Annotated in this window: 22 protein-coding genes; 14 read left to right on the forward strand and 8 right to left on the reverse strand. The window is 72.6% G+C overall.

Going from position 1 to position 23,238, the window contains the following annotated elements; translation table 11 throughout:
* Window positions 1-5 precede the first annotated feature (5 nt).
* Together ACZ6K0_RS16635 and ACZ6K0_RS16640 are read right to left on the reverse strand one after the other, a co-directional pair.
* Window positions 6-638: a class I SAM-dependent methyltransferase gene (locus tag ACZ6K0_RS16635; protein ID WP_469228560.1), complete on the reverse strand. Its 633-nt coding sequence runs from the start codon at window positions 636-638 to the stop codon at window positions 6-8.
* Between the two features lie 47 nt (window positions 639-685).
* Window positions 686-1,042 (reverse strand): ATP-binding protein, encoded by a 357-nt coding sequence (locus ACZ6K0_RS16640; RefSeq protein ID WP_469576263.1) that lies wholly within the window; start codon window positions 1,040-1,042, stop codon window positions 686-688.
* A gap of 135 nt (window positions 1,043-1,177) precedes the next feature.
* Here ACZ6K0_RS16640 and ACZ6K0_RS16645 point away from each other — a divergent pair, with 135 nt between their 5' ends.
* Both ACZ6K0_RS16645 and ACZ6K0_RS16650 read left to right on the forward strand, forming a co-directional pair.
* On the forward strand, window positions 1,178-2,026 hold the full coding sequence (locus ACZ6K0_RS16645; protein ID WP_376404805.1) for a helix-turn-helix domain-containing protein: 849 nt from the start codon (window positions 1,178-1,180) through the stop codon (window positions 2,024-2,026).
* The gene (locus tag ACZ6K0_RS16650; protein ID WP_469228557.1) at window positions 1,986-2,264 is read left to right on the forward strand and encodes a DUF397 domain-containing protein; all 279 of its coding nucleotides are present in this window, start codon (window positions 1,986-1,988) and stop codon (window positions 2,262-2,264) included. The genes ACZ6K0_RS16645 and ACZ6K0_RS16650 overlap by 41 nt, the downstream gene beginning before the upstream one ends.
* Before the next feature lie 77 nt (window positions 2,265-2,341).
* On the opposite strand, the gene ACZ6K0_RS16655 is transcribed toward ACZ6K0_RS16650, so the two are convergent.
* Window positions 2,342-2,746: a DUF4259 domain-containing protein gene (locus ACZ6K0_RS16655; protein WP_376404801.1), complete on the reverse strand. Its 405-nt coding sequence runs from the start codon at window positions 2,744-2,746 to the stop codon at window positions 2,342-2,344.
* Between the two features lie 134 nt (window positions 2,747-2,880).
* Between ACZ6K0_RS16655 and ACZ6K0_RS16660 the strand changes: the two genes are divergently transcribed.
* The 5 genes from ACZ6K0_RS16660 to ACZ6K0_RS16680 all read left to right on the forward strand — a co-directional run bounded on the left by ACZ6K0_RS16660 (window position 2,881) and on the right by ACZ6K0_RS16680 (window position 10,311).
* On the forward strand, window positions 2,881-3,858 hold the full coding sequence (locus ACZ6K0_RS16660) for an endonuclease/exonuclease/phosphatase family protein (RefSeq protein ID WP_469228555.1): 978 nt from the start codon (window positions 2,881-2,883) through the stop codon (window positions 3,856-3,858).
* A gap of 99 nt (window positions 3,859-3,957) precedes the next feature.
* Entirely contained in the window at window positions 3,958-6,120 is a 2,163-nt protein-coding gene (locus tag ACZ6K0_RS16665; RefSeq protein ID WP_469228554.1) for an acyl-CoA dehydrogenase, read from the forward strand.
* Between the two features lie 13 nt (window positions 6,121-6,133).
* Window positions 6,134-7,333: a lipid-transfer protein gene (locus tag ACZ6K0_RS16670; protein ID WP_376404795.1), complete on the forward strand. Its 1,200-nt coding sequence runs from the start codon at window positions 6,134-6,136 to the stop codon at window positions 7,331-7,333.
* Window positions 7,334-7,496: 163 nt separating this feature from the next.
* Window positions 7,497-8,987, forward strand: coding sequence for an MFS transporter (locus ACZ6K0_RS16675; RefSeq protein ID WP_469228552.1), 1,491 nt, complete (start codon window positions 7,497-7,499; stop codon window positions 8,985-8,987).
* A 25-nt stretch (window positions 8,988-9,012) separates the two neighbouring features.
* Window positions 9,013-10,311: a phospholipase D-like domain-containing protein gene (locus ACZ6K0_RS16680; RefSeq protein WP_469228550.1), complete on the forward strand. Its 1,299-nt coding sequence runs from the start codon at window positions 9,013-9,015 to the stop codon at window positions 10,309-10,311.
* A gap of 13 nt (window positions 10,312-10,324) precedes the next feature.
* On the opposite strand, the gene ACZ6K0_RS16685 is transcribed toward ACZ6K0_RS16680, so the two are convergent.
* From ACZ6K0_RS16685 to ACZ6K0_RS16700, 4 genes are all read right to left on the reverse strand, one after another.
* A complete protein-coding gene (locus ACZ6K0_RS16685) occupies window positions 10,325-10,957 on the reverse strand; it encodes a response regulator (RefSeq protein ID WP_376405218.1) in 633 nt (210 codons plus the stop codon).
* 137 nt (window positions 10,958-11,094) lie between these two features.
* Window positions 11,095-12,252: a sensor histidine kinase gene (locus ACZ6K0_RS16690; protein ID WP_469228549.1), complete on the reverse strand. Its 1,158-nt coding sequence runs from the start codon at window positions 12,250-12,252 to the stop codon at window positions 11,095-11,097.
* A 13-nt stretch (window positions 12,253-12,265) separates the two neighbouring features.
* Complete coding sequence (locus ACZ6K0_RS16695; protein WP_469228548.1) at window positions 12,266-12,985, reverse strand: ABC transporter permease; 720 nt, start codon at window positions 12,983-12,985, stop codon at window positions 12,266-12,268.
* The gene (locus ACZ6K0_RS16700; protein ID WP_376404785.1) at window positions 12,982-13,923 is read right to left on the reverse strand and encodes an ABC transporter ATP-binding protein; all 942 of its coding nucleotides are present in this window, start codon (window positions 13,921-13,923) and stop codon (window positions 12,982-12,984) included. Before ACZ6K0_RS16700 ends, ACZ6K0_RS16695 begins: the two co-directional genes overlap by 4 nt.
* A gap of 306 nt (window positions 13,924-14,229) precedes the next feature.
* Here ACZ6K0_RS16700 and ACZ6K0_RS16705 point away from each other — a divergent pair, with 306 nt between their 5' ends.
* The 3 genes from ACZ6K0_RS16705 to ACZ6K0_RS16715 all read left to right on the forward strand — a co-directional run bounded on the left by ACZ6K0_RS16705 (window position 14,230) and on the right by ACZ6K0_RS16715 (window position 17,278).
* The gene (locus tag ACZ6K0_RS16705) at window positions 14,230-15,102 is read left to right on the forward strand and encodes a MaoC/PaaZ C-terminal domain-containing protein (RefSeq protein ID WP_469228547.1); all 873 of its coding nucleotides are present in this window, start codon (window positions 14,230-14,232) and stop codon (window positions 15,100-15,102) included.
* Window positions 15,103-15,143: 41 nt separating this feature from the next.
* Window positions 15,144-16,220 carry a Zn-dependent alcohol dehydrogenase gene (locus ACZ6K0_RS16710; RefSeq protein WP_469228546.1) on the forward strand — a complete coding sequence of 359 codons (1,077 nt, stop codon included), beginning with the start codon at window positions 15,144-15,146 and terminating at the stop codon, window positions 16,218-16,220.
* Window positions 16,221-16,333: 113 nt separating this feature from the next.
* A complete protein-coding gene (locus tag ACZ6K0_RS16715; RefSeq protein ID WP_024758182.1) occupies window positions 16,334-17,278 on the forward strand; it encodes a 3-oxoacyl-ACP reductase in 945 nt (314 codons plus the stop codon).
* Window positions 17,279-17,559: 281 nt separating this feature from the next.
* Here the strand turns inward: ACZ6K0_RS16715 and ACZ6K0_RS16720 are convergent, their stop codons facing one another.
* Window positions 17,560-18,699 carry a hypothetical protein gene (locus ACZ6K0_RS16720; protein ID WP_469228544.1) on the reverse strand — a complete coding sequence of 380 codons (1,140 nt, stop codon included), beginning with the start codon at window positions 18,697-18,699 and terminating at the stop codon, window positions 17,560-17,562.
* A gap of 263 nt (window positions 18,700-18,962) precedes the next feature.
* On the opposite strand from ACZ6K0_RS16720, the gene ACZ6K0_RS16725 reads away from it, so the two are divergent.
* From ACZ6K0_RS16725 to ACZ6K0_RS16740, 4 genes are all read left to right on the forward strand, one after another.
* A complete protein-coding gene (locus ACZ6K0_RS16725) occupies window positions 18,963-20,000 on the forward strand; it encodes an ABC transporter substrate-binding protein (RefSeq protein ID WP_469228542.1) in 1,038 nt (345 codons plus the stop codon).
* Window positions 20,001-20,065: 65 nt separating this feature from the next.
* On the forward strand, window positions 20,066-20,884 hold the full coding sequence (locus tag ACZ6K0_RS16730; RefSeq protein WP_376404774.1) for a Nif3-like dinuclear metal center hexameric protein: 819 nt from the start codon (window positions 20,066-20,068) through the stop codon (window positions 20,882-20,884).
* On the forward strand, window positions 20,881-21,621 hold the full coding sequence (locus tag ACZ6K0_RS16735; RefSeq protein WP_376405217.1) for a zinc ribbon domain-containing protein: 741 nt from the start codon (window positions 20,881-20,883) through the stop codon (window positions 21,619-21,621). Before ACZ6K0_RS16730 ends, ACZ6K0_RS16735 begins: the two co-directional genes overlap by 4 nt.
* Window positions 21,621-23,192 (forward strand): histidine phosphatase family protein, encoded by a 1,572-nt coding sequence (locus tag ACZ6K0_RS16740; protein WP_469228540.1) that lies wholly within the window; start codon window positions 21,621-21,623, stop codon window positions 23,190-23,192. Before ACZ6K0_RS16735 ends, ACZ6K0_RS16740 begins: the two co-directional genes overlap by 1 nt.
* Window positions 23,193-23,238 lie beyond the last annotated feature (46 nt).

Here is a 23,238-nt window from a genome sequence, read left to right on the forward strand (position 1 = left end):
TCCGTTCAGCCCCGGCGGCGCAGGACCCGCAGCGAGTCGGTGACCGAGACCTCGTCGAAGTCGCCCGACTCCAGAGCACGGAGGTAGATCCGGTACGGAGCCTGGCCGCCGTCCTCCGGGTTCGGGAAGACGTCGTGGATGACGAGCAGGCCCCCGGGGGCGACCTTGGGGGCCCAGCCCTCGTAGTCGTTCGTGGCGTGCTCGTCGGTGTGCCCGCCGTCGACGAACACGAGGCCGAGCTGCCCGCCCCACGCCTTCGCGACCAGCGGCGACCGGCCGACGACCGCGACGACGTGCTCCTCAAGCCCCGCCTTGTGCAGGGTCCGGCGGAAGGTGGGGAGGGTGTCCATCAGCCCCACCTCCGGGTCGACGACGGTCGGGTCGTGGTACTCCCAGCCCGGCTGCTGCTCCTCGCTGCCCCGGTGGTGGTCCACGGTCACCGCGACCGTCCCCGCCTGCCGGGCCACGTCGGCGAGCAGGATCGTGGACCGCCCGCAGTAGGTCCCGACCTCAAGCAGCGGCAGCCCGAGCTTGGCGGCCTCCGTGGCCGCCTCGTACAGCGCGAGGCCCTCCCCGACGGGCATGAAGCCCTTCGCGGCCTCGAAGGCGGCAAGGATCTCGGGCGCGGGCACGGACATGGTGGTCTCCTACTGGCGAGTACGCGGCTACGGCCGCCCATCGTGCCCTACGCGTCGCACTCGAACCACACCGTCTTCCCGTCGGCCCTCTCGTCGGCCCCCCACCGGTCCGTCACGGCCTCCACGAGCGCGAGCCCCCGCCCGCTCTCCTCCAGCGGACCGGCCAGCTTCGCGATCACCGTCTCGGGGACGGCATCCGCGACCTCCACCCGCAGCCCGTACGGCTCCCGCAGCATCAGGACGGAGCACCGCCGGCCGGGCACGTGCCGGACGACGTTGGCGATGAGCTCGGTGAGCGCGAGCGTGCCGGAGTCGGCGAGGTGGTCGAGCTCCCACCGCGTGAGGAAGACGCGGAGGATGCGGCGCATGTGACCGGCGGAGTGGTCACCGACGGTGAACCCCATGCGGTAGCTCGTCGCAAGTACCGCAGGATAGGGGTCTGTTGCCTGATTCATGCCACCAGAGTGGGCTCGTTTCGTTACGCTCGGCTACGGACTGAACGCAACGCCTCACCGCGTGAGCTTGGGGGTGACCTCGCCGTGGTCAACATCCGTGCCTTGGATCCCAGCGCCTCGCCGCTGGACTACTACGGATTCGAACTCCGCCGCCTGAGAGAGGGGGCCGGGCTCAGTCAGTCGCAGCTCGGCGACATCCTCTTCTGCACCGGCTCGCTCGTCGGTCAGATCGAGACGGCGAGAAAGGTCCCGACCAGGGAGTTCTCGGAGCGGCTCGACGCGGCGCTGATGACGGGCGGGTTCTTCACACGCCTGGTGGGGCTGGTGCTGAAGAGCCAACTGCCGTCGTGGTTCAGGCCGTACGCGGACATGGAGGCGAAGGCGACGTACATCTGCTCCTTCCAGGTGCAGCTGGTCGACGGCCTGCTTCAGACGAAGAACTACGCCCAGGCTCTTATGGGGGCCAGATTCGAGAACGACCTCGACGTTCTGGTCGCCGCCCGGATCGAGCGCCAGCGGATCCTGGACCGCGAACACCCGCCGCTGTTCTGGGTCGTCATGAGCGAGGCGGCATTGCGCCAGGAGATCGGTGGGCGGGAGGTGATGCGGGAGCAACTGGCTCACCTGTTGGAGATGCAGGAGCGCGAGTGGGTGAAGATCCAGATCCTCCCGTTCGAGGTCGGAGCGCACACGGGATCGCTGGGTTCCTTCACTCTCCTCCGCTTCGACGACGACCCCGACCTCGTCTATACCGAGGACTTCGTCCAGGGGCATTTGACCGTGGATTCGGCCGCGTTCAGGGAGGGGTTGCTCCGTTACGATCACCTCCGAGCGGCCGCTCTTTCAGTGGAGGACTCGACCGCGCTGATCACCCGCGTCATGAAGGAGCACTATGGAGACCAACCGGAACCTGGCGGGCGCGCGCTGGCGTAAGTCCTCGTACAGCGGTGACAACGGCGGTCAGTGCATCGAGTGCGCCCCGCTCGGCACCGCCGCCTGGCAGAAGTCCTCGTACAGCGGCGACAACGGCGGCGAATGCATCGAGGTCGCCGACCTCACCGCTCACGTCGCCGTCCGGGACTCCAAGAACCCCGAAGGGCCCGCCTTCCTCGCCACCCCCGCCGCCTTCACCGCCTTCGTGAGCGCCGCCGTCAAGGGGCGGTTCCGCTGACATGAGCGGCGGCGGGGGATGGTGAGTCCTGGTCGAGACGCACTGCGGCGGGTCTTCGGCCGGGACTGAGTGCCTGGTCAGGCCCCCGCCAGGACCGCCCGCAGCTGCCGTACGCCCGCCTTCCACTCCTCGCCGTCCGACTCCTCCCACAGCTCCAGGAGCTCCGACTCCGGGGTGAGGACCCGGTCGAGCGCCGCTACGGCCAGCGGGCGCAGATCCGCCGGGAGTTCGGGCAGGGGCTGCTTCGGGCCGTACGCCGTCGTGACGGGGTCGCCGCCCGGGCACTGCGCCGCGACCAGTGCCGCCGACGCGATCGCCTGCACCGCCTCGTACGAATCCAGGTAGCCGTCACCGGTCGCGGTCACCTCGTGGAAGGCCGCGCGCAGCACCTCCGCCCGCTTCTCCGGCGGGGCCTCGTCCACGCGGTACGAGAAGTCGGCGGCGGTGTCGTTGTCGAAAGGTCCGATGTCCCAGGTGCCCATGGTGCGTTCGCTCCTCTGTGCGCGTTCTGTTCGCGTTCTCTGGGGATCGTGACAGGCCCCACTGACAACGCCCCCTGGCGCGGGCGGCCGTGCGACGATGCGCCGTCCGTTGCCGATCATGAAAGGACGTGCCCATGCGCGCGTCGTTCAGAGCGCTGCTCGCCGCGCTCTTCTCGATAGGACTGCTCCTCACCGCCGGGACGGGGCCCGCCCAGGCCGACGAGGTCACCCCGCAGACCGCGAAGCCGGTGCGCTTCCTCTCGTACAACGTGTGCGGGGCGAACTGTCCCCTCGCGGACCCGACGGACGGGGGCAGGTCCGCGTGGGTGAACAACCTGGTGAAGGAGATCGACACCTGGGACTCCGACCTCGTCATGCTCCAGGAGCTCTGCTACGGGCAGTGGAAGCTGATCCGTGACGCCCTGTCGCCGCAGTCGCGCGTCGGGCAGGTCAGCTACGACACGGTGTGGGGCGCGGCACTGCCGTCCGCCTCCGGCTGCGGTCAGTGGGACCCGGCCGACCGGCGCTTCGGGCTGGCGATCTTCTCGAAGGGGCAGGGGTCGATCGTGGCCGGGACGCGGACCGTCACGTTCCTCCCCGAGGAGCCCACGGTCCCGACGGAGGACCGCATCCTCCTCTGCGCCCAGGCGCAGTTGGACGGCCGGTCGGCCCGCGCCTGCAACACCCACATCGACTTCCACGACGCGACCACGGCCCTTCAGGTCCCGGCGGTGGCGAATCTCGTCGAGGCCGCCAGGGAGGGCGGCGAGCCGGCGGTCCTCGCGGGGGACTTCAACCAGGTTCCCGACCACCGCGACATGAACTCCCTCTACAACCACGGGGCGGGTTCGACCGGCCGGTTCCAGGAGGTCGACGAGAACGACAAGGAGCAGTTCGCGGGGGTCGACTGCCCGCAGACGGCGGACCGCTGCCGCAGCGGTGAGGCGACCGCCAGCCCGACCTGCTCGGAGCACACCACCGTGACCAGCAAGATCGACTACGTCTTCCTGAGCTACGAGTGGTTCAAGACCGTGCAGGGAGACGCGCTGCCCTGCCCGCCGGGGATGTCCGACCACCACCCCCTGCGCGGCGCGGCGGCCTGGGAGAAGTAACCCCTCCCGGGTCCAGGGCAGGAGGTTCGGCCCGGATTCCCCGAGCCGAAATACTTTCTGACCTTCCGTCAGAATGGAACGTGTTCTAGTCTGCGGCGCATGGGCATCGCCATCACGCACGAACAGCGGGAGCTCGGCCGATCCGTCCGGGGCTGGCTCGCCCGCGCCGTACCGCCCGAAGAGGTCCGCAAGCACCTGGACGTCCCCGACGCCGCCGCCGGACGGCCCGCGTACTGGGACGCCGCCGCCGAGCAGGGCCTCCTCGGGCTCCACCTCCCCGAGGAGTACGACGGCGGGGGCGGCGACCTCGTGGACCTCGCCGTCGTCGTCGAGGAGGCGGCCCGGGCGCTGCTGCCGGGGCCGTACCTCCCCTCCGTACTCGCCGCCGAGGTCCTCCACCGCGCCGGACAGGGGGAGCTGGCCGCCTCGATCGCACGCGGCGAGCGCATCGCCGCCGTCGCCCTCGGCGGCACGGGGAGCCTCACCGCCGTCCGCACCGCGAGCGGCTGGCTCCTCGACGGCGCCGCGCCCCCGGTCCTCGGCGGGGCGCAGGCCGACCTCGTCCTCCTCCGGGCCGCCACCGCCGACGGCTCCGTCTGGCTCGCCGTCGACACCGAAGGGCTCGCCGTACGGGCCCACGAGAGCGCCGACCCGACCCGGCCCACCGGCGAGGTCACCGCGCGCGCCGCCCACGTCCCCGCCGTCCGCGAACTCACCCTCGACGCCGGTCTCGTACGGGACCTCGCCGCCGTCCTCCTCGCCGCCGACGCCTGCGGAACCGCCGCCCGCGCCGTCGAGACCGCCGCCGAACACGCCCGCACCCGCGAACAGTTCGGGCGGCCCATCGGGCAGTTCCAGGGCGTGAAGCACCTCTGCGCCGACATGCTCGTCCGGCTCGAACAGGCCCGCGCCCTCACCTGGGACGCCGCCCGCGCCGGCCACGACGAGGCCCGCTCCCTCACCGCCGCGCTCGCCGCCGCCACCGCCCTCGACGCGGCCTACACCTGCGCCAAGGACTGCATCCAGATCCTCGGCGGCATCGGCTTCACCTGGGAGCACGACGCCCACCTGCTGCTCCGCCGCGCCGTCGTCGCCCGCCAGCTCCTCGGCAGCGGCGACCACCACCGCCTCGCCGCCCTGCGGCAGGCCGCCGACGGTGTCCGGCGCGGCCTCCGCCTCGACCTGCCGCCCGAGGCCGACGCGTACCGCGCCGCCGCCCGCGAGGCCGTCGCCCCCGCCGCCGGGCTCGACCCGGCCGCCGCCCGGCGCGCCCTCGCCCCCACCGGCTACGCGGCCCCGCACCTCCCGGAGCCGTACGGACTCGGCGCGGACCCGCTCCAACAGCTCTCCGTGCAGAGGGAGTTGGATGATGCCGGGATCACCCTCCCCGGGCTCGGGATCGGCGCCTGGGTCGTGCCCTCCCTCCTCGCCCACGGCACCCCGGAGCAGCAGGAGACGCACCTCGGGCCGACCCTGCGCGGCGAACGGCTCTGGTGCCAGCTCTTCTCCGAACCCGGCGCCGGCTCCGACCTCGCCTCCCTCCGCACCCGCGCCGAGCGCACCGAGGACGGCGGCTGGCGGATCACCGGACAGAAGGTGTGGACGAGCGCCGCGCAATGGGCCCACCACGGCATCCTGCTCGCCCGCACCGACCCCGCCGCCCCCAAGCACCAGGGGCTGACCTACTTCCTCGTCGACATGCGGAACACCCCCGGCATCGACATCCGGCCGCTCAAGGAGATCACCGGGGACTCCCTCTTCAACGAGGTGTGGTTCGACGACGCGATCCTCCCCGCCGACGCCGTCGTCGGCGAGGTCAACGACGGCTGGCGGGTCGCCCGCAACACCCTCGGCAACGAACGCGTCCACATGGCCGACCAGGTCGCCTTCGACACCGGCCTCGAAGCCCTCATCGAGCGGGCCGAGCAGGCCGACAGCTCCGTCCGCGCGCGGATCGGGGCGCTCGTCGCCGAGGCGCACGCCCTCGCCTGCATCGGCCTGCGCACCACCCTGCTCCAGGTCTCCGGGCTCGAACCGGGCGCGGGCGCCAGCGTCCGCAAGCTCGTCCAGACCCTCCACCAGCAGAAGCTCGCCGAACTCACCCTCGAACTGCTCGGCCCCGAGGGCGCGTTGCGCGAGGGCCCCGGTGAACGGGCGCTGCACGGAATGCTCATGTCCCGCTGCCTCACCATCGCGGGCGGCACCACCCAAGTACAGCTCAATGTCGTCGCCGAGCGCCTGCTCGGCCTACCGAGGGACTGAGGGGGAACAGCTCATGGGCAAGGCATACGTCGTCGGCGTCGGGATGACGAAGTTCGAGAAGCCGGAGAGCCGGGACTGGCAGTACTGGGACATGGCCAAGGAGGCGGGCACGGCCGCCCTCGCCGACGCCGGAATCCCGTACGCGAGCGTGGAACAGGCCGCCGTCGGCTACTGCTTCCAGGCCTCCACCGCCGGACAGCGGGCCGTGTACGAACTGGGCCTCTCCGGCATCCCCGTCTACAACCTCAACAACAACTGCGCGACCGGCTCCACCGCCCTCATGACCGCCCGCCAGTTCGTCGAGGGCGGCGTCGCCGACTGCGTCCTCGCCCTCGGCTTCGAGAAGATGGCACGCGGCTCGCTGGGCGGGGGAGGCTCGGCGGGCGCCGAGGACTTCAAGACCTCGCCCGTCGCCCGGCACTACGGCATCATGGCCGCCGGCCACGGCTTCGAGATGTCCCCGCCCACCGCGCAGATCTTCGGCAACGCGGCCCGGGAACACATGGAGCGGTACGGGACGACCGAGGTGCAGCTCGCGGCCGTCGGCGCCAAGAACCACCAGCACTCCGCGAACAACCCGAACGCGCAGTTCCAGGACGTCTACACCGTCGACGAGATCCTCGCCGCCAGGACCGTCCACCGGCCGCTCACCAAGCTCCAGTGCTCGCCCACCTCCGACGGCGCGGCGGCGGCCGTCGTCGTCTCCGAGCGGTTCGTCGAGGAACACGGGCTGCGCGGGCGGGCGGTGGAGATCACCGCCCAGGCGATGACCACCGACACCGAGGAGTCGTTCGCCTCAGGGTCCTGCATCGACGCCGTCGGCCGCCCCATGTCCCGGGCCGCCGCCCGCCAGGTGTACGAGCGCTCCGGGCTCGGCATCGAGGACGTCGACGTCATCGAGCTCCACGACTGCTTCTCGATCAACGAACTCCTCACGTACGAGGCGCTCGGCATGTGCGAGGAGGGCGCCTCCGGCAAGCTCGTCGAGTCCGGCGCCACCACGTACGGCGGGCGCTGGGTCGTGAACCCCTCCGGCGGGCTCATCTCCAAGGGCCACCCCCTGGGCGCGACCGGCCTCGCGCAGGCGGCCGAGCTGGTGTGGCAGCTCCGCGGCGAGGCGGGCCCGCGGCAGGTCGTCGGGGCGCGGGTCGGGCTCGCGCACAACATCGGCCTGGGCGGGGCGGCGGTCGTGACCCTGCTGCGGAAGGCGTAGGGCTTCGGGGGCACGGGGCGAGGGGGCGCAGGGTTCGGGGCACGGGGCGAGGGGGCGCAAGGCCTCGGCGGCACGGACCGCAGGGCGTAGGGCTTCGGGGGCGCCGGGCCGCGGGAGGCGTAGGACCGAATCCCCATGTACGGGGCGGAGTCGGTCTGCGACCATGACATTCATGCCGCAGACCGACTCCGCCACGAGCGCTTCCCTCGCCCCCTCGATACGCACCCCCCGCCCGTGGCTGGTCGTCCTGACCGCCTGTGCCGGCCAGTTCCTCGTCGTCCTCGACGTCTCCGTCGTGAACGTCGCACTGCCGTCGATGCGGACCGACCTCGGACTCTCCGCCTTCGGGCTGCAATGGGTGCTCAGCGCGTACTCGATCGCCTTCGCCGGCTTCATGCTCCTCGGCGGACGCGCCGCCGACCTCTACGGGCGGAAGGCGATGTTCCTGCTCGGGCTCGGGCTCTTCACCGCCGCGTCCGTCGTCGGCGGCCTCGCACCCGAGGGCCAGTACCTGATCGGCGCCCGCGCCGTGCAGGGCCTCGGCGCCGCCCTCCTCTCGCCCGCCACCCTGACCCTCGTCACCGGCGCCGTCGCGGCCGGACCCGCCCGCACCCGGGCCATCGGCACCTGGACGGCGGTCGGCGCGGCCGGCGGCGCGGCGGGCGGCTTCGTCGGCGGCGTCCTCGTCGACCTGCTGTCCTGGCGCTGGGTCCTCCTCATCAACGTCCCCATCGGCATCCTCGTCCTCGCCGCCGCGCTCCTCTGGCTCCGCGAGGGCCCCACCGGCACCGGCCGCCGCCTCGACCTGCCGGGCGCCGTCCTCGTCACCGGCGGGCTCGCCACCCTCGCGTACGGCATCGTCCAGACCGAGGAGGCCGGATGGGGCGCCCCGTCGACCCTCCTGACGCTCCTCGGCGGCCTCGCCCTCCTCGCCGTCTTCGTCGCCGTCGAGGCGCGCACGGCGGCCCCCCTGATGCCGCTGAAGATCTTCCGCAACCGGGCCGTGTCGGCGGCCAACGCGTCGATCCTGCTGTGCGGTTCGAGCTCCTTCGGCATGTGGTTCTTCATGACGGTGTACGCGCAGAACGTCCTCGGCTACACCCCGCTCCAGGCCGGCCTCGCCCTCGTCCCCAGCTCCCTCAGCGTCATCCTGGGCTCCAAGCTCGCCCCGCGCCTTATGCCGGCCCTCGGCGCCCGGAACGTCGCCGTGGCCGGCGCCCTCATTGGGGCGGCGGGCTTCGCCTGGCAGTCGACGCTGACCGCCGACGGCACCTTCCTCGGGACGATCCTGGGCCCCGGCGTCGTGATGATGGTGGGCCTCGGCCTGGCCACCACCCCGCTGGCCACGCTCGCCACCTCGCACGCGGAACCGGGCGACGCGGGTCTCGTCTCCGGGCTCGTCAACACCTCCCGCACGATGGGCGGCGCCCTCGGGCTCTCCGTCCTCTCGACGGTCGCCGCGGCGGCGGCCGCCACGCCCGCGAGCGGCTACGTCCCCCTGGAAGGCGACGCCCCGCTCCTGGCCCTCACCGTCTCCCAGGACTACCTGGTCCCCGGCTACGCCATGGCCTTCCGCGTCTCGGCCTGCGTCCTCGTGGTGGCGTCGGTCCTGATGCTCCTGTGGCTCCCGAAGCCGGTCCGGCGCATCGGGTGACCAGGCCCGGGGCGACAATGCCCCGGTGATATCGATCAAGAGCAAGTTCAGAACGGCCGTGACCGCGCTCGCCGTCGGCGCCGCCCTGACCGTCGCGCCGTCGACGTCGGCGTCGGCGGAGCCGGTCCTGACCGTGACGACCGGCGCCCTGTTCAACGACCCGAACAGCACCGAAGCCGCCGCCCGGGGACGGATCCTCTTCCACCTGGCGGACCTCGTCGACGGCGCGGAGGCGGGGTCGTCCATCCGGATCTCCCTCTACCTCTTCCAGTCGGTGTACCTGGCCAACAAGCTGGGCGACGCCCACAAGAGGGGCGTCACCGTCCAGGTCGTCGTCGACGACGACAGCAGGTCGACGGGGCTCGACACCCTGAAGACCCGGCTGGCGGACCCGGCGGGCAGCCCCGACTCCTGGGTCCGCGGCTGCAAGCAGGAGGAGGCCTGCCTGGCCCTGGACCCGGGCACCACGGAGCAGGACCCGAAGGGCACGTACGACAACGTCAACCACAACAAGTTCTTCCTGTTCTCCCGCGCCAAGGGCAAGGGCGACACCTACGCCGACGACGTGGTCGTGCAGGCCTCCGGGAACCTCACCGCGCAGGACACCGACGACTGGTGGAACGACGCGCTGACGGTCGTCGGCAACACGGCCCTGTTCGACGCGTACACCCAGTACTTCGCCGACCAGGCCGCCGCCGCCGTCGGACAGACGCCGCAGGTCGCCGACTACGCGCACGACACCCAGGCGGGCAAGGCCAAGGTCTACTTCTTCCCGCGGGCGACCATCGACCCCGTCGTCAACATCCTCTCCACGGTGGCCCCGGTCGGCACCGCGGACTCCTGCGGCGGCAACTCCCCGGGCTTCGGCACGACCGACGGCCGTACGAAGATCCGCATCGCGCAGGGCCACATCACCCGCACCGACGTCGCCAAGAAGCTCTGGGAACTCGCCAACGCGGGCTGCCAGATCGAGATCGTCTACCGCTCCCTGGACAACTGGAGCGACGCGACCGGCAAGCCCATGTCGGAGGTGGCCAACTGGCTCACCAGGCCGGTGACCGGCAAGGGCCGCATCACCCTCCACCAGCTCGACAACGACAAGCGCGGCGGCTCCGACTCCCACACCAAGTACCTGCTGATCGAGGGCACGTACTACGGCGGCGCGAACAAGAAGATCGTCTTCACGGGCAGCCACACCTACACGCAGACGGCCCTCAGGTACAACGACGAGACGCTGCTCAAGTACGAGGACGCGACGGTCTTCGACGCGTACGTACGGAACTTCGAGTCCCAGCGGACGGCGGCACTGACCGAGGGCCTCTAGGGGGCCGCGGCTCCTACAGCCACCCCTGCTGACGCGCCGCCCGCACCGCCTCCATGCGGTTGCGGGTGGACGTCTTGCCGATGGCGGAGGACAGGTAGTTCCGGACGGTCGACTCCGACAGACGGAGCTTGAGCGCGATGTCCGCGATCGTCGCGCCGTCCACGGAGGCCGCCAGCGCCTCCCGCTCCCGCCCCGTCAGCGGGTTCGGACCCGCGCCGAGAGCGGCGGCCGCCAGCGCCGGGTCGACGACCGTCTCCCCGCGCAGGGCCTTCCGGATCGCCTCGGCCAGCTCCTCCACGGGCCCGTCCTTCACCAGGAACCCCACCGCACCGGCCTCCATCGCCCGGCGCAGATACCCCGGCCGGCCGAAGGTCGTGAGGATCAGCACCCGGCAGTCCGGAACCTCGTCCCGAAGATCGGCGGCGGCGTCGAGACCGCTGCGCCCCGGCAGCTCGATGTCGAGAAGCGCCACATCGGGCCGCGCCAGCAGCGCGGCGTCCACGATCTCGTCCCCCCGCCCGACCTGCGCCACGACCTCGATGTCGTGCTCCATCCCGAGCAACAGGGCCAGCGCCCCGCGCATCATGCCCTGGTCCTCGGCGAGGAGAACCCTGATACCCCTTACCGGGCGGTGGTCCTGCGGCATCTCGGTCACGGGAGACAGAGTAGGACGGACTGCTCGTCGGGGCCCGCCCGGCGGCCCGTGACGTGGTGGTCGAACCACCAGGGCCTGTCCGGCGGATCGCGGCCGGCGGGGCCGGTCCGGGCGCGGTGGGGAGGTGCTCAGCATTCGGGCCGGGGCGGAGTGCCGTCCGGATCCGCGGTCTCCGTGGGGAGTTCCGCGGTGACCCGGAAGCCGCCCCGGGGCGTCGGTCCCGAGTCCAGGGTGCCGCCGGCCGTCGCGACGCGCTCGCGCAGGCCCCGGAGGCCGGTTCCCGGGGGGCCTTCGGTGGGGCCCCGGCCGTCGTCCGTGACCGTGAGGCGGACCCGGTCGGCCGTGCCGTCGAGGGCGATCTCGCAGCGGGTCGCGCCGCTGTGCCGTACCGCGTTCGTCACGGACTCCCGGACGACCCAGCCGAGGAGGGCCTCCGCCTGCGGCTCCAGGAGCGGGCCCGAGCGGCGGACGACCGGCTCGATGCCGGCGGAGGAGAGCGCGTCGCGCGCCCGGTCCAGCTCCGTGGAGAGGCTGCCCTCGCGGTAGCCGGTGACCGCCTCCCTGATCTCGGTGAGCGCCTGGCGGCCCACCGACTCGATGTCCGCGAGCTGGGTCAGGGCGCCGTCGAGGTCGTGCGGCGCCAGGCGGCGTACCGCCTCCGACTTCACCACGACCACCGAGAGCGTGTGGCCGAGGAGGTCGTGCAGGTCGCGGGAGAAGCGGAGCCGCTCCTTCTCCACCGCCGACCTCGCCAGTTCCTCGCGGGTCGTCCGCAGCTGCCGGACCGTCTCGTCCAGGGCGAGGATCGCCGCCGTCACCATGATGGAGATGAACGTTCCGTACACCACGCTGATCGAGTCCCACTCGTCCCGCCACAACGTCACCACCCCGGCCCCCAGGACCACGGGGACGGTGATCAGGGTCAGCTTCCTGCCCCGGCGTACCACCGCCCCCACCGCCAGGCCCAGGAGCGGGAACAGGAGCAGCCACTCCCGGCCGTAGCCGATGGCCAGGGCGAAGGTGAGGAGACCGAGGCAGCCCAGGAGCGTCCAGGTCAGGCGGGATTCGCGGAGCTCCGGTACGAACGCGCGGAAGACGATCGCGATGTAGAGGGTGTTGAAGGTGATCAGGCCGAGGCCGCCGATCCAGGGGTTCGCGGCCTCGCCCCCGAGGAGGTGGGAGAGCGCGCCCATCCCCATCAGGAGCCAGGGGAGGAGGCTCAGCCCGTTCGGGCCCCGGTCCGCGTGGGCCCGTGCCGTCCGTCGCCACCGTCGCCAGGTTCCCATCCCCGCCCGCCTTTCACGCCGTCCGTGCGGAACGACGGTACGAGACCGCCGCGTACACGCCGAAGAGTGCCGTCCACACGGCCACGACGGCCAGGGCCGCCGCCCCCGGCGCCGTGCCCTCCGTCACCGCCACGCCCAGCTCCGCGAAGCGGTTCGTCGGGGTGTACTCGGAGACCGTGCGGAGCCAGGACGGGAAGAGGACCGTCGGGAACCAGAGGCCGCCGACCACCGCGAGGCCGAGGTTGCAGGCCACGTTGACGACTCCCGTCGTCTGGGCGGAGAGGCGGTAGCCGTTGCCGATGCCGAGGAGGGTGAAGGGGAGGGAGCCCAGCCAGAGGACGAGGGTGAGCGCCGGCCACTGCCAGGCCTCCAGCCGTACGCCGTTGGCCAGACCGCCCGCGAGGAGGACGCCCGCGATCGCCGGGAGGACGACCACCGAGCCGGTCAGGGCGCGGCCCGTCACCACCTGGCGCGGGGTCATGGGCGTGACGCGCAGCTGCCGCAGCCAGCCCGTGGACTTGTCCTCGGCGACCCCGGTGCCCAGGGAGAGCGCGGCGCCGAGCGCCCCGTACGCCGCCATGCCGACCATCGAGGCCGTCTTGAACGAGCCGTCGTCCGCACCGAGGTTGGTGAAGAGGAGGTACATCATCACCGGGACGCCGATCGTGGAGATCGCGAAACCGGTGTCGCGCAGGGTGCGGCGGACTTCCAGGCCTACGTATGCGGTGATCATCGGGACGGCTCCAGGTCTGCGGGTGCGGCTTCATGGGTGTGCGCGTGGGCGGCGGCTCTGTGCGTGAGGGCCAGGAACGCGTCGTTCAGCGAGACCGGGGCGACCTCCAGGGCCCGGATCGCGTCCCGCGCGGCCAGGGCGCGGACCGTGGCGTCGGGGTCGTCGGTACGCAGCCGGGCGCGGTCGCCGCGGATCTCGACGGAGGCCACCCCGGGCAGCGCCCCGAGCCACTCCGTCGGGCCGCCCGCCAGGTCGAAGGCGACGAGGCTGCCGCCGGCCGCCCGCTTGAGCTCCTCGCCCGTGCCGTCGGCGAGGAGCCGGCCGGAGTCGAGGACGACGATCCGGTCGGCGTGCGCGTCGGCCTCCTCCAGGTAGTGGGTGGAGAACAGGACGGTGTTGCCCCGGCGCGCGTAGCCGCGCATGGCGTCCCAGAACTCCTGGCGGGCCTCGACGTCGAGGGCGTTCGTCGGCTCGTCCAGGACGATCAGCTCCGGGTTCCCGGCGAGGGCGACGGCGAAGCGGACCCGCTGGACCTGGCCGCCGGAGAGCCGCTCGACCCGGCGGTCCGCCAGGTCGGTGAGGCCGGCGAGCGCCAGGGCCTCCGGCACCGGCATCGGCGAGGGGTACGTCCGGGCGACGAAGGCGACGAGCTCGCGGACCGTGACCCGGGGGATCGGCCGGCCCTCCTGGAGCATCGCGCCCACCCGGCCCGCCGCGACGGCGCGGGCCGGGGTCCCGCCGAGGAGCCGGACCCGGCCGCTGTCGGGCGTGTCGAGGCCGAGGAGCAGGCCGATGGCCGTGGACTTGCCGGCGCCGTTCCGGCCGAGCAGGGCCACGGTCTCGCCGGGCGGGACGGCGAGGTCGAGGCGGTCGACGGCGCGGACCGGTCCGTACGCCTTGGAGGCGGCCTCGAAGGCGACCGCGGGTTCGTTCGTCATGGGGACGACGCTACGGAGCGGGGGCCCCGGCCCGGCAGGCGTGAATGTACGGACCTGGCCGTGACAAATGTCCCGGGAGGCCCCGGGAGGCCACCCGAGGGATTTCTGACGCGCCGTCAGGTGAGGGGTGCGGGGAGGGTTCCCAACTCCTTTCGCCTCGGCTATACATGAGATCCACCGACCTAGAACGCGTTCTAGAACGGCCGCGTTCCGGGACGGTCCCGCACGGCCTCGGTGCGACCGACGGTGCGGACGGTCGCACCGAGGTCTTTCCCCGCCACCTCGCCCACGAGGAGCAGCAGCCCGATGCCGATCGACCCCGCCAAGGCCGTCGCCGCCGAACCCCGCAGCGCCGAGATCTCCTGGGACCACAAGGACGTCCAGCTCTACCACCTGGGACTCGGCGCCGGCTCGTTCCAAGGCAAGCACAGCCCCGCCACGGACCCCGACGAGCTCCGCTACACCCTGGAGTCCAGACTCCACGTCCTCCCCAGCTTCGCCACCGTCGCGGGCGCCGGCATGGGCGTCGTCGGCGGGCTCTCCGCCCCCGGCATCGACATCGACCTCGCCGCCGTCCTGCACGGCGGCCAGTCGGTCACGCTCCACCGGCCCGTCCCCGTCAGCGGCCGGGCCGTCTCCACCTCCCGCGTCGCCGCCGTCTACGACAAGGGCAAGGCCGCCGTCCTCGTCCTGCGCTCCGAGGCCTCCGACGCCGACGGCCCCCTCTGGACCAACGACGCCCAGATCTTCGTCCGCGGCGAGGGCGGCTGGGGCGGCGACCGCGGCCCCTCCGAGCGCCTCGCGCTCCCGGACCGGGCCCCCGACGCCACCGTCGAGCGGCCGATCCGCGAGGAACAGGCCCTGCTCTACCGGCTCTCCGGCGACTGGAACCCGCTCCACGCCGACCCCGAGTTCGCCAAGCTCGCCGGCTTCGACCGGCCGATCCTGCACGGACTCTGCTCGTACGGCATGACCCTCAAGGCCGTCGTCGACACCCTGCTCGACGGAGACGTCACCCGGGTCCGCGCGTACCGCACGCGCTTCGCCGGGATCGTCTTCCCCGGCGAGACCCTGCGCGTCCGGATGTGGTCGGGCGAGGGCAGCGTGCAGGTGACGGTCACCGCCGTGGAGCGCGACGACGCCCCCGTACTCGCCGACACCGTCGTCGAACACTCCTGAGACCTCCCACCCCGTCCCGTACTCCTGAAGGGAGCCGCACCATGCGCGCAGCCGTACTGCACGAGATCGGCCAGGACAAACTCGAAGTCCTCGACGACGTCGAGGCGGTGGGCTTTGGGCCCGGCAAGGTGCGGATCCGCGTCCGGGCCACCGGTCTCTGCCACTCCGACGTCTCCGCGATGAGCGGCGTGCTCCCGCAGCCCGCCCCCTTCATCCCCGGCCACGAGGGCGCGGGCGAGATCCTCGACGTCGGCGACGGCGTCACCCACCTGACCCCGGGCCAGCGCGTCCTGCTCTGCTGGCTGCCCGCCTGCGGCACCTGTCCCGCCTGCAAGCGCGGCCAGACGCAGCTCTGCCTCGCCGGCTTCATGAACGCCGGCACGCCCAACTTCAAGCGCCCCGGCGGGGACGTCTTCGGCTTCGCCGGCACCGGCACCTTCACCGAGGAGGTCGTCGTCGATGCGGGCTGCGCCGTCCCCATCCCCGACGACGTGCCCTTCGACATCGCGGCCCTCATCGGCTGCGGCGTCACCACGGGCCTCGGCTCGGCCATCAACACCGCGAAGGTGGAGGCCGGTTCGTCGGTCGCCGTCATCGGCTGCGGCGGCGTCGGCATCTCCGCGATCCAGGGCGCCAAGCTCCAGGGCGCCGCCCAGATCATCGCCGTCGACCCCGTCGCGTCCCGGCGCGAGGCCGCGCTGCGCTTCGGCGCCACCGAGGCGGTCGCCCCGGACGCGCTCGCCGACGCCAAGCAGCGGATCACCGCGGGGGAGGGCTTCGACTACGTCTTCGAGGTCGTCGGCAGGTCCGCCACCGCCCGAACCGCCTACGAGACGACCCGGCGCGGCGGCACCCTCTGCATCGTCGGCGCGGGCGCCCTCGACGACTTCCTCCAGCTCAACATGTTCGAGCTGTTCTTCGACGAGAAGCGGATCCTGCCGTCCATGTACGGCGGCGGGGACGTCCTCACGTCGTACGAGCGGACCATCGCGCTCTGGCGGGCCGGCCGCATCGACCTGGAGTCGCTCATCACCCACCGGGTGCCGCTGGCCGGGATCAACGAGGCACTGGAGCAGATGCGGACGGGCACGGCCCTCCGCACCTGCATAGAGATCTGAACCCGCACAGGGATCTGACCCCGCACAGAGGCCTGACCCCGCACAGAGATCCGAACGTGCATCGGATCCGAACCCGCATCGAGATCTGCGAGATCTGAGAGGACTTCCGCGAGATGTCACTCCCCCTTGAGGGCTTGAGCGCGATCGTCACCGGCGCCGGACGGGGCCTCGGCCGCGCCGAGGCGCTCGAACTGGCCAGGCTCGGCGCGGCCGTCGTCGTCAACGACTACGGGCAGGCCGGCCGCGACGGCTCCGGAGAGGCCTCCGCCGCGCCCGCGGAGGAGGTCGCCGCGGAGATCCGCGCGGCGGGCGGCCGGGCGGTCGCGCACCTCGGCGACGTCTCCGACTTCGAGACGGCGCGGGGCCTGATCGACCTGGCGGTCGCCGAGTTCGGGAAGCTGGACGTCCTGGTCAACAACGCGGGCATCCTGCGCGACCGGATGGTCTTCTCGATGAGCGAGGACGAGTGGGACTCCGTCGTACGGGTCCACCTCAAGGGCCACTTCAACACCACCCACTTCGCCGCGGTGCACTGGCGGGGCCGCTCCAAGGCGGGGGAGACCGGCGTCTACGGCCGGATCGTCAACACCTCCTCCGAGGCCTTCCTCGCCGGCTCGGCCGGCCAGCCCAACTACGCGGCGGCCAAGGGCGGCATCGTGGGCCTGACGACCTCGTCGGCGCTCGCGCTCGCCCGGTACGGCGTGACGGCCAACGCGATCTGCCCGCGGGCCAGGACCCGGATGACGGAGGACGTCTTCGCGGGCTTCGCGGAGCCGACGGCCGAGGGGGACCTCGACCCGCTGTCCCCGGAGCACGTGGCGCCGCTCGTCGGCTACCTCGCCTCCCCGGCGGCGGCCGGCGTCAACGGCCAGCTGCTCGTCGTCCACGGCGGGATGGTGGCGGTCGTGGACCGGCCCAGGGTGTCGGCCAAGTTCGACACGGCCAAGGAGGCCTTCACGTACGAGGAACTGGACTCCGTACTGACCCCGCACTACGCGTCCCGCCCGGCGGGCGAGACGTTCGCCGCGGCGGAGGTGCTCGGCCTGAAGAAGGGCTGAGGCGGGGACCCCATGGGGGTGGGGGAACGGTGAAGGGCCCCGGGGAGACCCGGGGCCCTTCACCGTGTTGAACCGCTCATGGAACCGCGTGCTGGACTACTCGGTCACTGCCCGTCGGGTTCGCGGCGGTGGCGACCGTGCGGGGAGGACGTGGAGTCCTCCGCCGGCGACGCCTCACCACGATGCCTTCCGGAGCCGTTCGGCTCCTGACCCTCCGTGCTTGCATCCGACATGCTGGAACTCACCCCGTAGAAATCGGTCTTGCTGTGCGGCCAGCGAGTCTAGCCAGCGGGCCTACGGTCCGTCAGAGGAGCCTGCTGCAACGGCACCGGGCGGCAGATCCGGGGCTCGTCGACGGCCACCACCACCGGGACCGGCTCCGGCTCGGGCGGCGTCTCCAGGTCCGCGAGCCCGCACGGCGCCTCGGCCGTCGCGTACGGCAGGCGCAGGACGCCCTCGGCCGTCCACAGCCCCGCGCCGGCCAGCCAGCCCGCGGGCGCGGCCGACTGGGCCATCCGGCGGGACGAGGGCTGCCAGCTCCCCACCCAGCTCCCGCCCGCCGCGTCGATCCGGAGCGCCACCGAGCAGCTCTCCGGCATCAGGACCTGCCCGGGCTGCACCGCGAACGGCGTCACCGCCGCGTCGTCGAGCCGCAGGCACTCCGGGAACCGCACGGGCAGCAGGCTGCCGAGCACGCCCCAGCCGAGCCGCTCGTGCCCCGGCGACGGCGCGTCGGAGCGGATGAGGAGCAGCCCGCTGTCCGGGTCGGCGAGGAGCAGCCGGTCGTCGCTCTCCTCGGTGATCTGGAGCAGCGGCGTCACCTCGCCGCCCCGCTCCAGGTCGACGGCGACGGCCTTCACCGGCCCGCCGTCGAGCCGGCGGTCGAGCGCGAGCATCCGGCCCGTGCGGTCGAGCCACACCCCGCCCGTGCAGCGGCCCCTGACCTCCGCGACCTGCTCGGGGCCGAAGGCGCCGCCCGCGACGAGCCACAGCGTCGTCGTGTCGGGGCCGACGCACATCGCGTACGCGCAGATGCCGTCCGGCGAAGGCGGCAGCAGGACCAGCCGCTCCGATCCGGGTGCCTCCACGGCGCCGAGCTGGAGCTCCCCGGTGGCCGGGCCGGTGGGATAGAGCAGCGAGAACGTGTTCCGCCGCCCGTCCACGCGCCGGGCGGCGAGGACCCGGCCGTCCGCGAGGGGCAGCAGCCGGGTGTGCGGCTCCTCCGGCTGGCCGAGGGGGAGCGGGACGGCGTACGGCTCGGGGCCGTCGAGCGTCCACCGCTCCACGTACAGGGCGTCACCGGCGCCCGCGAGCCTGGCCGCGTACGCGCCGTTGGCCGTGATCGTGAAGCCGGCCGACCCGGTGGGGTCCTTGTCGCGGTCGTCGTCCTCGGCCGCGGTCTCGATGGCACACGCTGTCATCGACTCGTCACCTCCGGCCACGAAGCTAGTTTTCGCACTTCCTGCCGAACAACACGAGCCCGGTCACTTCACACATAAGGGTGGTCGTCCGGCGGTTCGGCTGAGGGGGAGGGGGTGGCTGTGCTGGAGTGACCCGTGATGAGTAAGGTAAGGCGAGCCTAAGCGGAGTCTGTGACTCCGGCCGGTCGTACCCGTATCCCCGTACAGAAGCGCGCACGGCACCACGCAGCAGCGCCTCAAGCAGCCCGTACAGGAGCCTTCTCATGTCCTTCCGCCGTCGCGGCACCGCCACCGTCGTCGCCCTCGCCGCCGCGCTCTCCCTCGCGGCCTGCGGAGGAGGGGACGGAGGCTCCGACACCTCCGCGAAGGAGGACGCGACCAAGAAGAAGGACGTCGCCACCGGCGGCAAGGACTTCGGCGACGCCGCCGCCAAGACCGCGGCCATGGGCACCGACGCGAAGCCGGGCCAGTTCCCGCGCACGCTCACCCACGCCCTCGGCACGACCGAACTGAAGGCCGCCCCCAAGCGGGTCGTCGTCCTCGACGTCGGCGAGCTCGACAACGTCGTCTCCCTCGGCATCCAGCCCGTCGGCTATGCCCCCTCCGAGGGCGACGACGGCATCCCCGCCTACCTCGAGAAGGACGCCGGCGCCCCGAAGTCCGTCGGCACCATCAACAACCTCAACCTGGAGGCCATCGCCAACCTCCAGCCCGACCTCATCCTCGGCAGCCAGCTGCGCGCCGCCGACAAGTACGACGAGCTGTCGAAGATCGCGCCGACCGTCTTCTCCATCCGTCCGGGCTTCACCTGGAAGGAGAACTACCTCCTCAACGCCGCCGCGCTCGACAAGACCGCCGAGGCGAAGACGAAGCTCTCCGCGTACGAGACGAAGGCGAAGCAGCTCGGCGAGGACATCGGCGCGAACAAGCCGACGATCTCCATGGTCCGCTACCTCCCGGGCAAGATCCGCCTCTACGCGAAGGCCTCCTTCATCGGCACGATCCTGGAGGACACCGGTCTGCCCCGGCCCAAGAACCAGCAGATCGACGAGCTCGCCGCCGAGATCAGCCCCGAGAAGATCGACGAGGCCGACGCCGACTGGATCTTCACCGGCGTCTACGGCGACGCCAAGGCCACCAAGAAGGACGCCGCCCAGGCCAACCCGCTCTGGAAGAACCTCAAGGCCGTCAAGGCCGGCCGGGCGAAGGACGTCCCGGACGAGACCTGGTACCTCGGCCTCGGCGTGACCGCCGCGAACAGCGTCCTCGACGACCTGCGCGCCGACCTCGTGAAGAAGTAGACGGAAGAGGGAGTACGCAGGTACGCCCGGACTGCGGGGCACGGGGGACAGGTAGCCTTTCCCCTGTGCCCCGTCTGTCTGAAGTCATCGCCGCGCTCGACGCCCTCTGGCCGCCCCGGCGCGCCGAGCAGTGGGACGCCGTCGGCACCGTCTGCGGCGACCCCGACGCCGAGGTCGGCCGCGTCCTCTTCGCCGTCGACCCCGTCCAGGAGATCGCCGACGAGGCGATCGCCCTCGGCGCCGACCTGCTCGTCACCCACCACCCGCTCTATCTGCGCGGGACGACGACGGTCTCGGCCGGCCACTTCAAGGGCCGCGTCGTGCACGGCCTCATCAAGCACGACATCGCCCTCCACGTCGCGCACACCAACGCCGACACCGCCGAACCCGGCGTCTCCGACGCCCTCGCCGGCGCGCTCGACCTCCGGGTCACCGGCCCCCTCGTGCCCGAGAACAACCTCGGCCGGATCTGCGAACTCGACCACCCCGAGACCCTCGCCGAGTTCGCGGCCCGCGCCGCGAAGCGGCTGCCCGCCACCGCGCAGGGCATCCGGGTCGCCGGCGACCCCGACATGATCGTCCGCCGCGTCGCCGTCAGCGGCGGCTCCGGCGACAGCCTCTTCGACGCCGTACGGGCCGCGGGCGTGGACGCCTTCCTCACCGCCGACCTGCGCCACCACCCGGTCTCCGAGGCCACCCAACAGTCCCCCTTGGGGCTGGTCGACGCCGCCCACTGGGCCACCGAATGGCCCTGGTGCGAGCAGGCCGCCGCCCAGCTCGACGAGATTTCCGACCGCCACGGCTGGGACCTCCGCGTCCACGTCTCGAAGACGGTCACCGACCCCTGGTCCTCCCACCACACCTCTCCTGGAGCCCCCAACTGAACGCCGAGCCCGCCGACCAGATCCGCCTCCTCGACGTCCAGGCCCTGGACGTCCGACTCCAGCAGCTCGCCCACCGGCGCAAGTCGCTGCCCGAGCACGCCGAGATCGAGTCGCTGACCAAGGACCTCACGCAGCTGCGCGACCTGCTCGTCGCCGCGCAGACCGAGGAGAGCGACTGCGGACGCGAGCAGACCAAGTCCGAGCAGGACGTCGACCAGGTCCGCCAGCGCGCCGCGCGCGACCAGCAGCGGCTCGACTCCGGCGCGGCCTCCCCGAGGGACCTGGAGAACCTCCAGCGCGAGATCGTCTCCCTCGCCAAGCGTCAGGGCGACCTCGAGGAGATCGTCCTGGAGGTCATGGAGCGCCGCGAGTCCGCGCAGGAGCGCGTCGCCGAGCTGACCGAGCGGTCTTCTGCCGTCCAGGCCAAGACCGACGACGCCACCGCCCGGCGCGACGCCGCCCAGGGCGAGCTGGACGCCGAGTCCGCCTCCGTCACCAAGGAGCGCCAGCTCGTCGCGGGCTCCGTCCCGGCCGACCTGCTCAAGCTGTACGAGAAGCTGCGCGAGCAGCAGGGCGGCGTCGGCGCGGCGCGGCTGTACCAGCGCAAGTGCGAGGGCTGCCACATCGAGCTCAACATCACCGAGCTCAACGAGGTCCGCGCCGCCGCCCGCGACACCGTCGTCAGGTGCGAGAACTGCCGCCGCATCCTGGTCCGCACCTCGGAGTCCGGTCTGTAATGACGCCTGCTCGTGAGGTGATCGTCGAGGCGGACGGGGGCTCCCGGGGCAACCCGGGGCCCGCCGGTTACGGGGCCGTGGTCCTGGACCCGGTGACGGGCGAGACGCTCGCGGAGGCGGCCGAGTACATCGGCGTGGCGACGAACAACGTCGCCGAGTACAAGGGCCTGGTGGCGGGGCTCACGGCGGCCCGGGAGCTCTTCCCGGACGCCACCGTCCACGTCCGCATGGACTCCAAGCTGGTCGTCGAGCAGATGTCCGGCCGCTGGAAGATCAAGCACCCGGACATGAAGCCGCTGGCGGCCGAGGCCGGCCGGGTCTTCCCGGCGGGCCGGGTCCGCTACGAGTGGATCCCGCGCGAGCTCAACAAGCACGCGGACCGGCTCGCCAACGAGGCGATGGACGCCGGCAAGCAGGGCCGCCGGTGGGAGCCGTCGGCCTCCACGGCCGGCCTGGACGCCTCGGCCGCCCGCAACGCCGCCGCCCCGCCCCCGTCGGGTCCCCCTGGCGACGCGACCGCGGGCGCGGCCCGTGCCCGCGCGGCCCTGGCGACGCGGCCGGGCGGGACGCAGCCGCCCGCCGGAGGCGCGACCTCCGGGGCAGGGTCCGCCGTGACCGGGACTTCCGGTTCTTCCGGTTCTTCCGGTTCTTCCGGTTCTTCCGGGACTTCTGGTTCTTTCGGGACTTCCGGTTCTTCCGCCGGACAGCCCGACGACGGCTTGTTCGCCCACGACGAGGCCCTCGCGGCCCAGGCCCGCGCCTCCCTCGCCTCGGCCACGCACGCGCCGGCCGCCGCGCACGCGGAGGCGACCGGCGACTTCGAGGCCGAGGCCGCCGCCGTACTCCACACGGAGCCGGCCGCACCCGCGCAGGGCGGGACGCCGGAGGCCCAGCCGTCGACGGCAGCCCCCGCCGCGCCCCGGCAGGGGTGGGCCGGGCCCGACATGGGCGCCCCGGCGACGTTCGTACTGCTGCGCCACGGCGAGACCGCGCTCACGCCCGAGAAGCGGTTCTCCGGGAGCGGCGGCACCGACCCCGAGCTGTCGGCGGCCGGACTGCGCCAGGCCGAGGCCGTCGCCGAGACGCTCGCCGCGCGCGGCACCGTCCAGGAGATCGTCAGCTCGCCCCTCACCCGCTGCCGCCAGACCGCCGCCGCCGTCGCCGCCCGCCTCGGGCTCGACGTGCGGGTCGAGCGGGGGCTGCGCGAGACCGACTTCGGGGCCTGGGAGGGGCTGACCTTCGGCGAGGTCCGCGAGCGGTACGGCGACGACCTCGACGCCTGGCTGGCCTCCCCGAAGGCCGCGCCGACCGGCGGCGGCGAGAGCTTCGCGGCCGTCGCCCGGCGCGTCGCCGCCACCCGGGACCGGCTGACCGCCGACCACGCGGGCCGTACCGTCCTCCTCGTCACCCACGTCACCCCGATCAAGACCCTCGTCCGGCTCGCGCTCGGCGCGCCGCCGGAGTCGCTGTTCCGGATGGAGCTGTCGGCGGCCTCGATCTCGGCGGTGGCCTACTACGCCGACGGCAACGCGTCCGTACGGCTCCTCAACGACACCTCGCACCTGCGCTGAGCCGCAGCGGGCGGGAGTGGGCAGGCGGGAGCGGCAGGCGGTAAAG

The sequence above is a fragment of the Streptomyces sp. NPDC042346 genome (assembly GCF_055581845.1).

Excerpts from the sequence above, each read along its gene's own strand:
- ACZ6K0_RS16635 (WP_469228560.1), bottom strand. The coding sequence starts at position 638 with ATGTCCGTGCCCGCGCCCGAGATCCTTGCCGCCTTCGAGGCCGCGAAG.
- ACZ6K0_RS16640 (WP_469576263.1), bottom strand. The coding sequence starts at position 1,042 with ATGGGGTTCACCGTCGGTGACCACTCCGCCGGTCACATGCGCCGCATC.
- ACZ6K0_RS16650 (WP_469228557.1), top strand. The coding sequence starts at position 1,986 with ATGGAGACCAACCGGAACCTGGCGGGCGCGCGCTGGCGTAAGTCCTCG.
- ACZ6K0_RS16655 (WP_376404801.1), bottom strand. The coding sequence starts at position 2,746 with ATGGGCACCTGGGACATCGGACCTTTCGACAACGACACCGCCGCCGAC.
- ACZ6K0_RS16660 (WP_469228555.1), top strand. The coding sequence starts at position 2,881 with ATGCGCGCGTCGTTCAGAGCGCTGCTCGCCGCGCTCTTCTCGATAGGA.
- ACZ6K0_RS16665 (WP_469228554.1), top strand. The coding sequence starts at position 3,958 with ATGGGCATCGCCATCACGCACGAACAGCGGGAGCTCGGCCGATCCGTC.
- ACZ6K0_RS16670 (WP_376404795.1), top strand. The coding sequence starts at position 6,134 with ATGGGCAAGGCATACGTCGTCGGCGTCGGGATGACGAAGTTCGAGAAG.
- ACZ6K0_RS16675 (WP_469228552.1), top strand. The coding sequence starts at position 7,497 with ATGACATTCATGCCGCAGACCGACTCCGCCACGAGCGCTTCCCTCGCC.
- ACZ6K0_RS16685 (WP_376405218.1), bottom strand. The coding sequence starts at position 10,957 with ATGCCGCAGGACCACCGCCCGGTAAGGGGTATCAGGGTTCTCCTCGCC.
- ACZ6K0_RS16690 (WP_469228549.1), bottom strand. The coding sequence starts at position 12,252 with ATGGGAACCTGGCGACGGTGGCGACGGACGGCACGGGCCCACGCGGAC.
- ACZ6K0_RS16695 (WP_469228548.1), bottom strand. The coding sequence starts at position 12,985 with ATGATCACCGCATACGTAGGCCTGGAAGTCCGCCGCACCCTGCGCGAC.
- ACZ6K0_RS16700 (WP_376404785.1), bottom strand. The coding sequence starts at position 13,923 with ATGACGAACGAACCCGCGGTCGCCTTCGAGGCCGCCTCCAAGGCGTAC.
- ACZ6K0_RS16705 (WP_469228547.1), top strand. The coding sequence starts at position 14,230 with ATGCCGATCGACCCCGCCAAGGCCGTCGCCGCCGAACCCCGCAGCGCC.
- ACZ6K0_RS16710 (WP_469228546.1), top strand. The coding sequence starts at position 15,144 with ATGCGCGCAGCCGTACTGCACGAGATCGGCCAGGACAAACTCGAAGTC.
- ACZ6K0_RS16715 (WP_024758182.1), top strand. The coding sequence starts at position 16,334 with ATGTCACTCCCCCTTGAGGGCTTGAGCGCGATCGTCACCGGCGCCGGA.
- ACZ6K0_RS16720 (WP_469228544.1), bottom strand. The coding sequence starts at position 18,699 with ATGACAGCGTGTGCCATCGAGACCGCGGCCGAGGACGACGACCGCGAC.
- ACZ6K0_RS16725 (WP_469228542.1), top strand. The coding sequence starts at position 18,963 with ATGTCCTTCCGCCGTCGCGGCACCGCCACCGTCGTCGCCCTCGCCGCC.
- ACZ6K0_RS16740 (WP_469228540.1), top strand. The coding sequence starts at position 21,621 with ATGACGCCTGCTCGTGAGGTGATCGTCGAGGCGGACGGGGGCTCCCGG.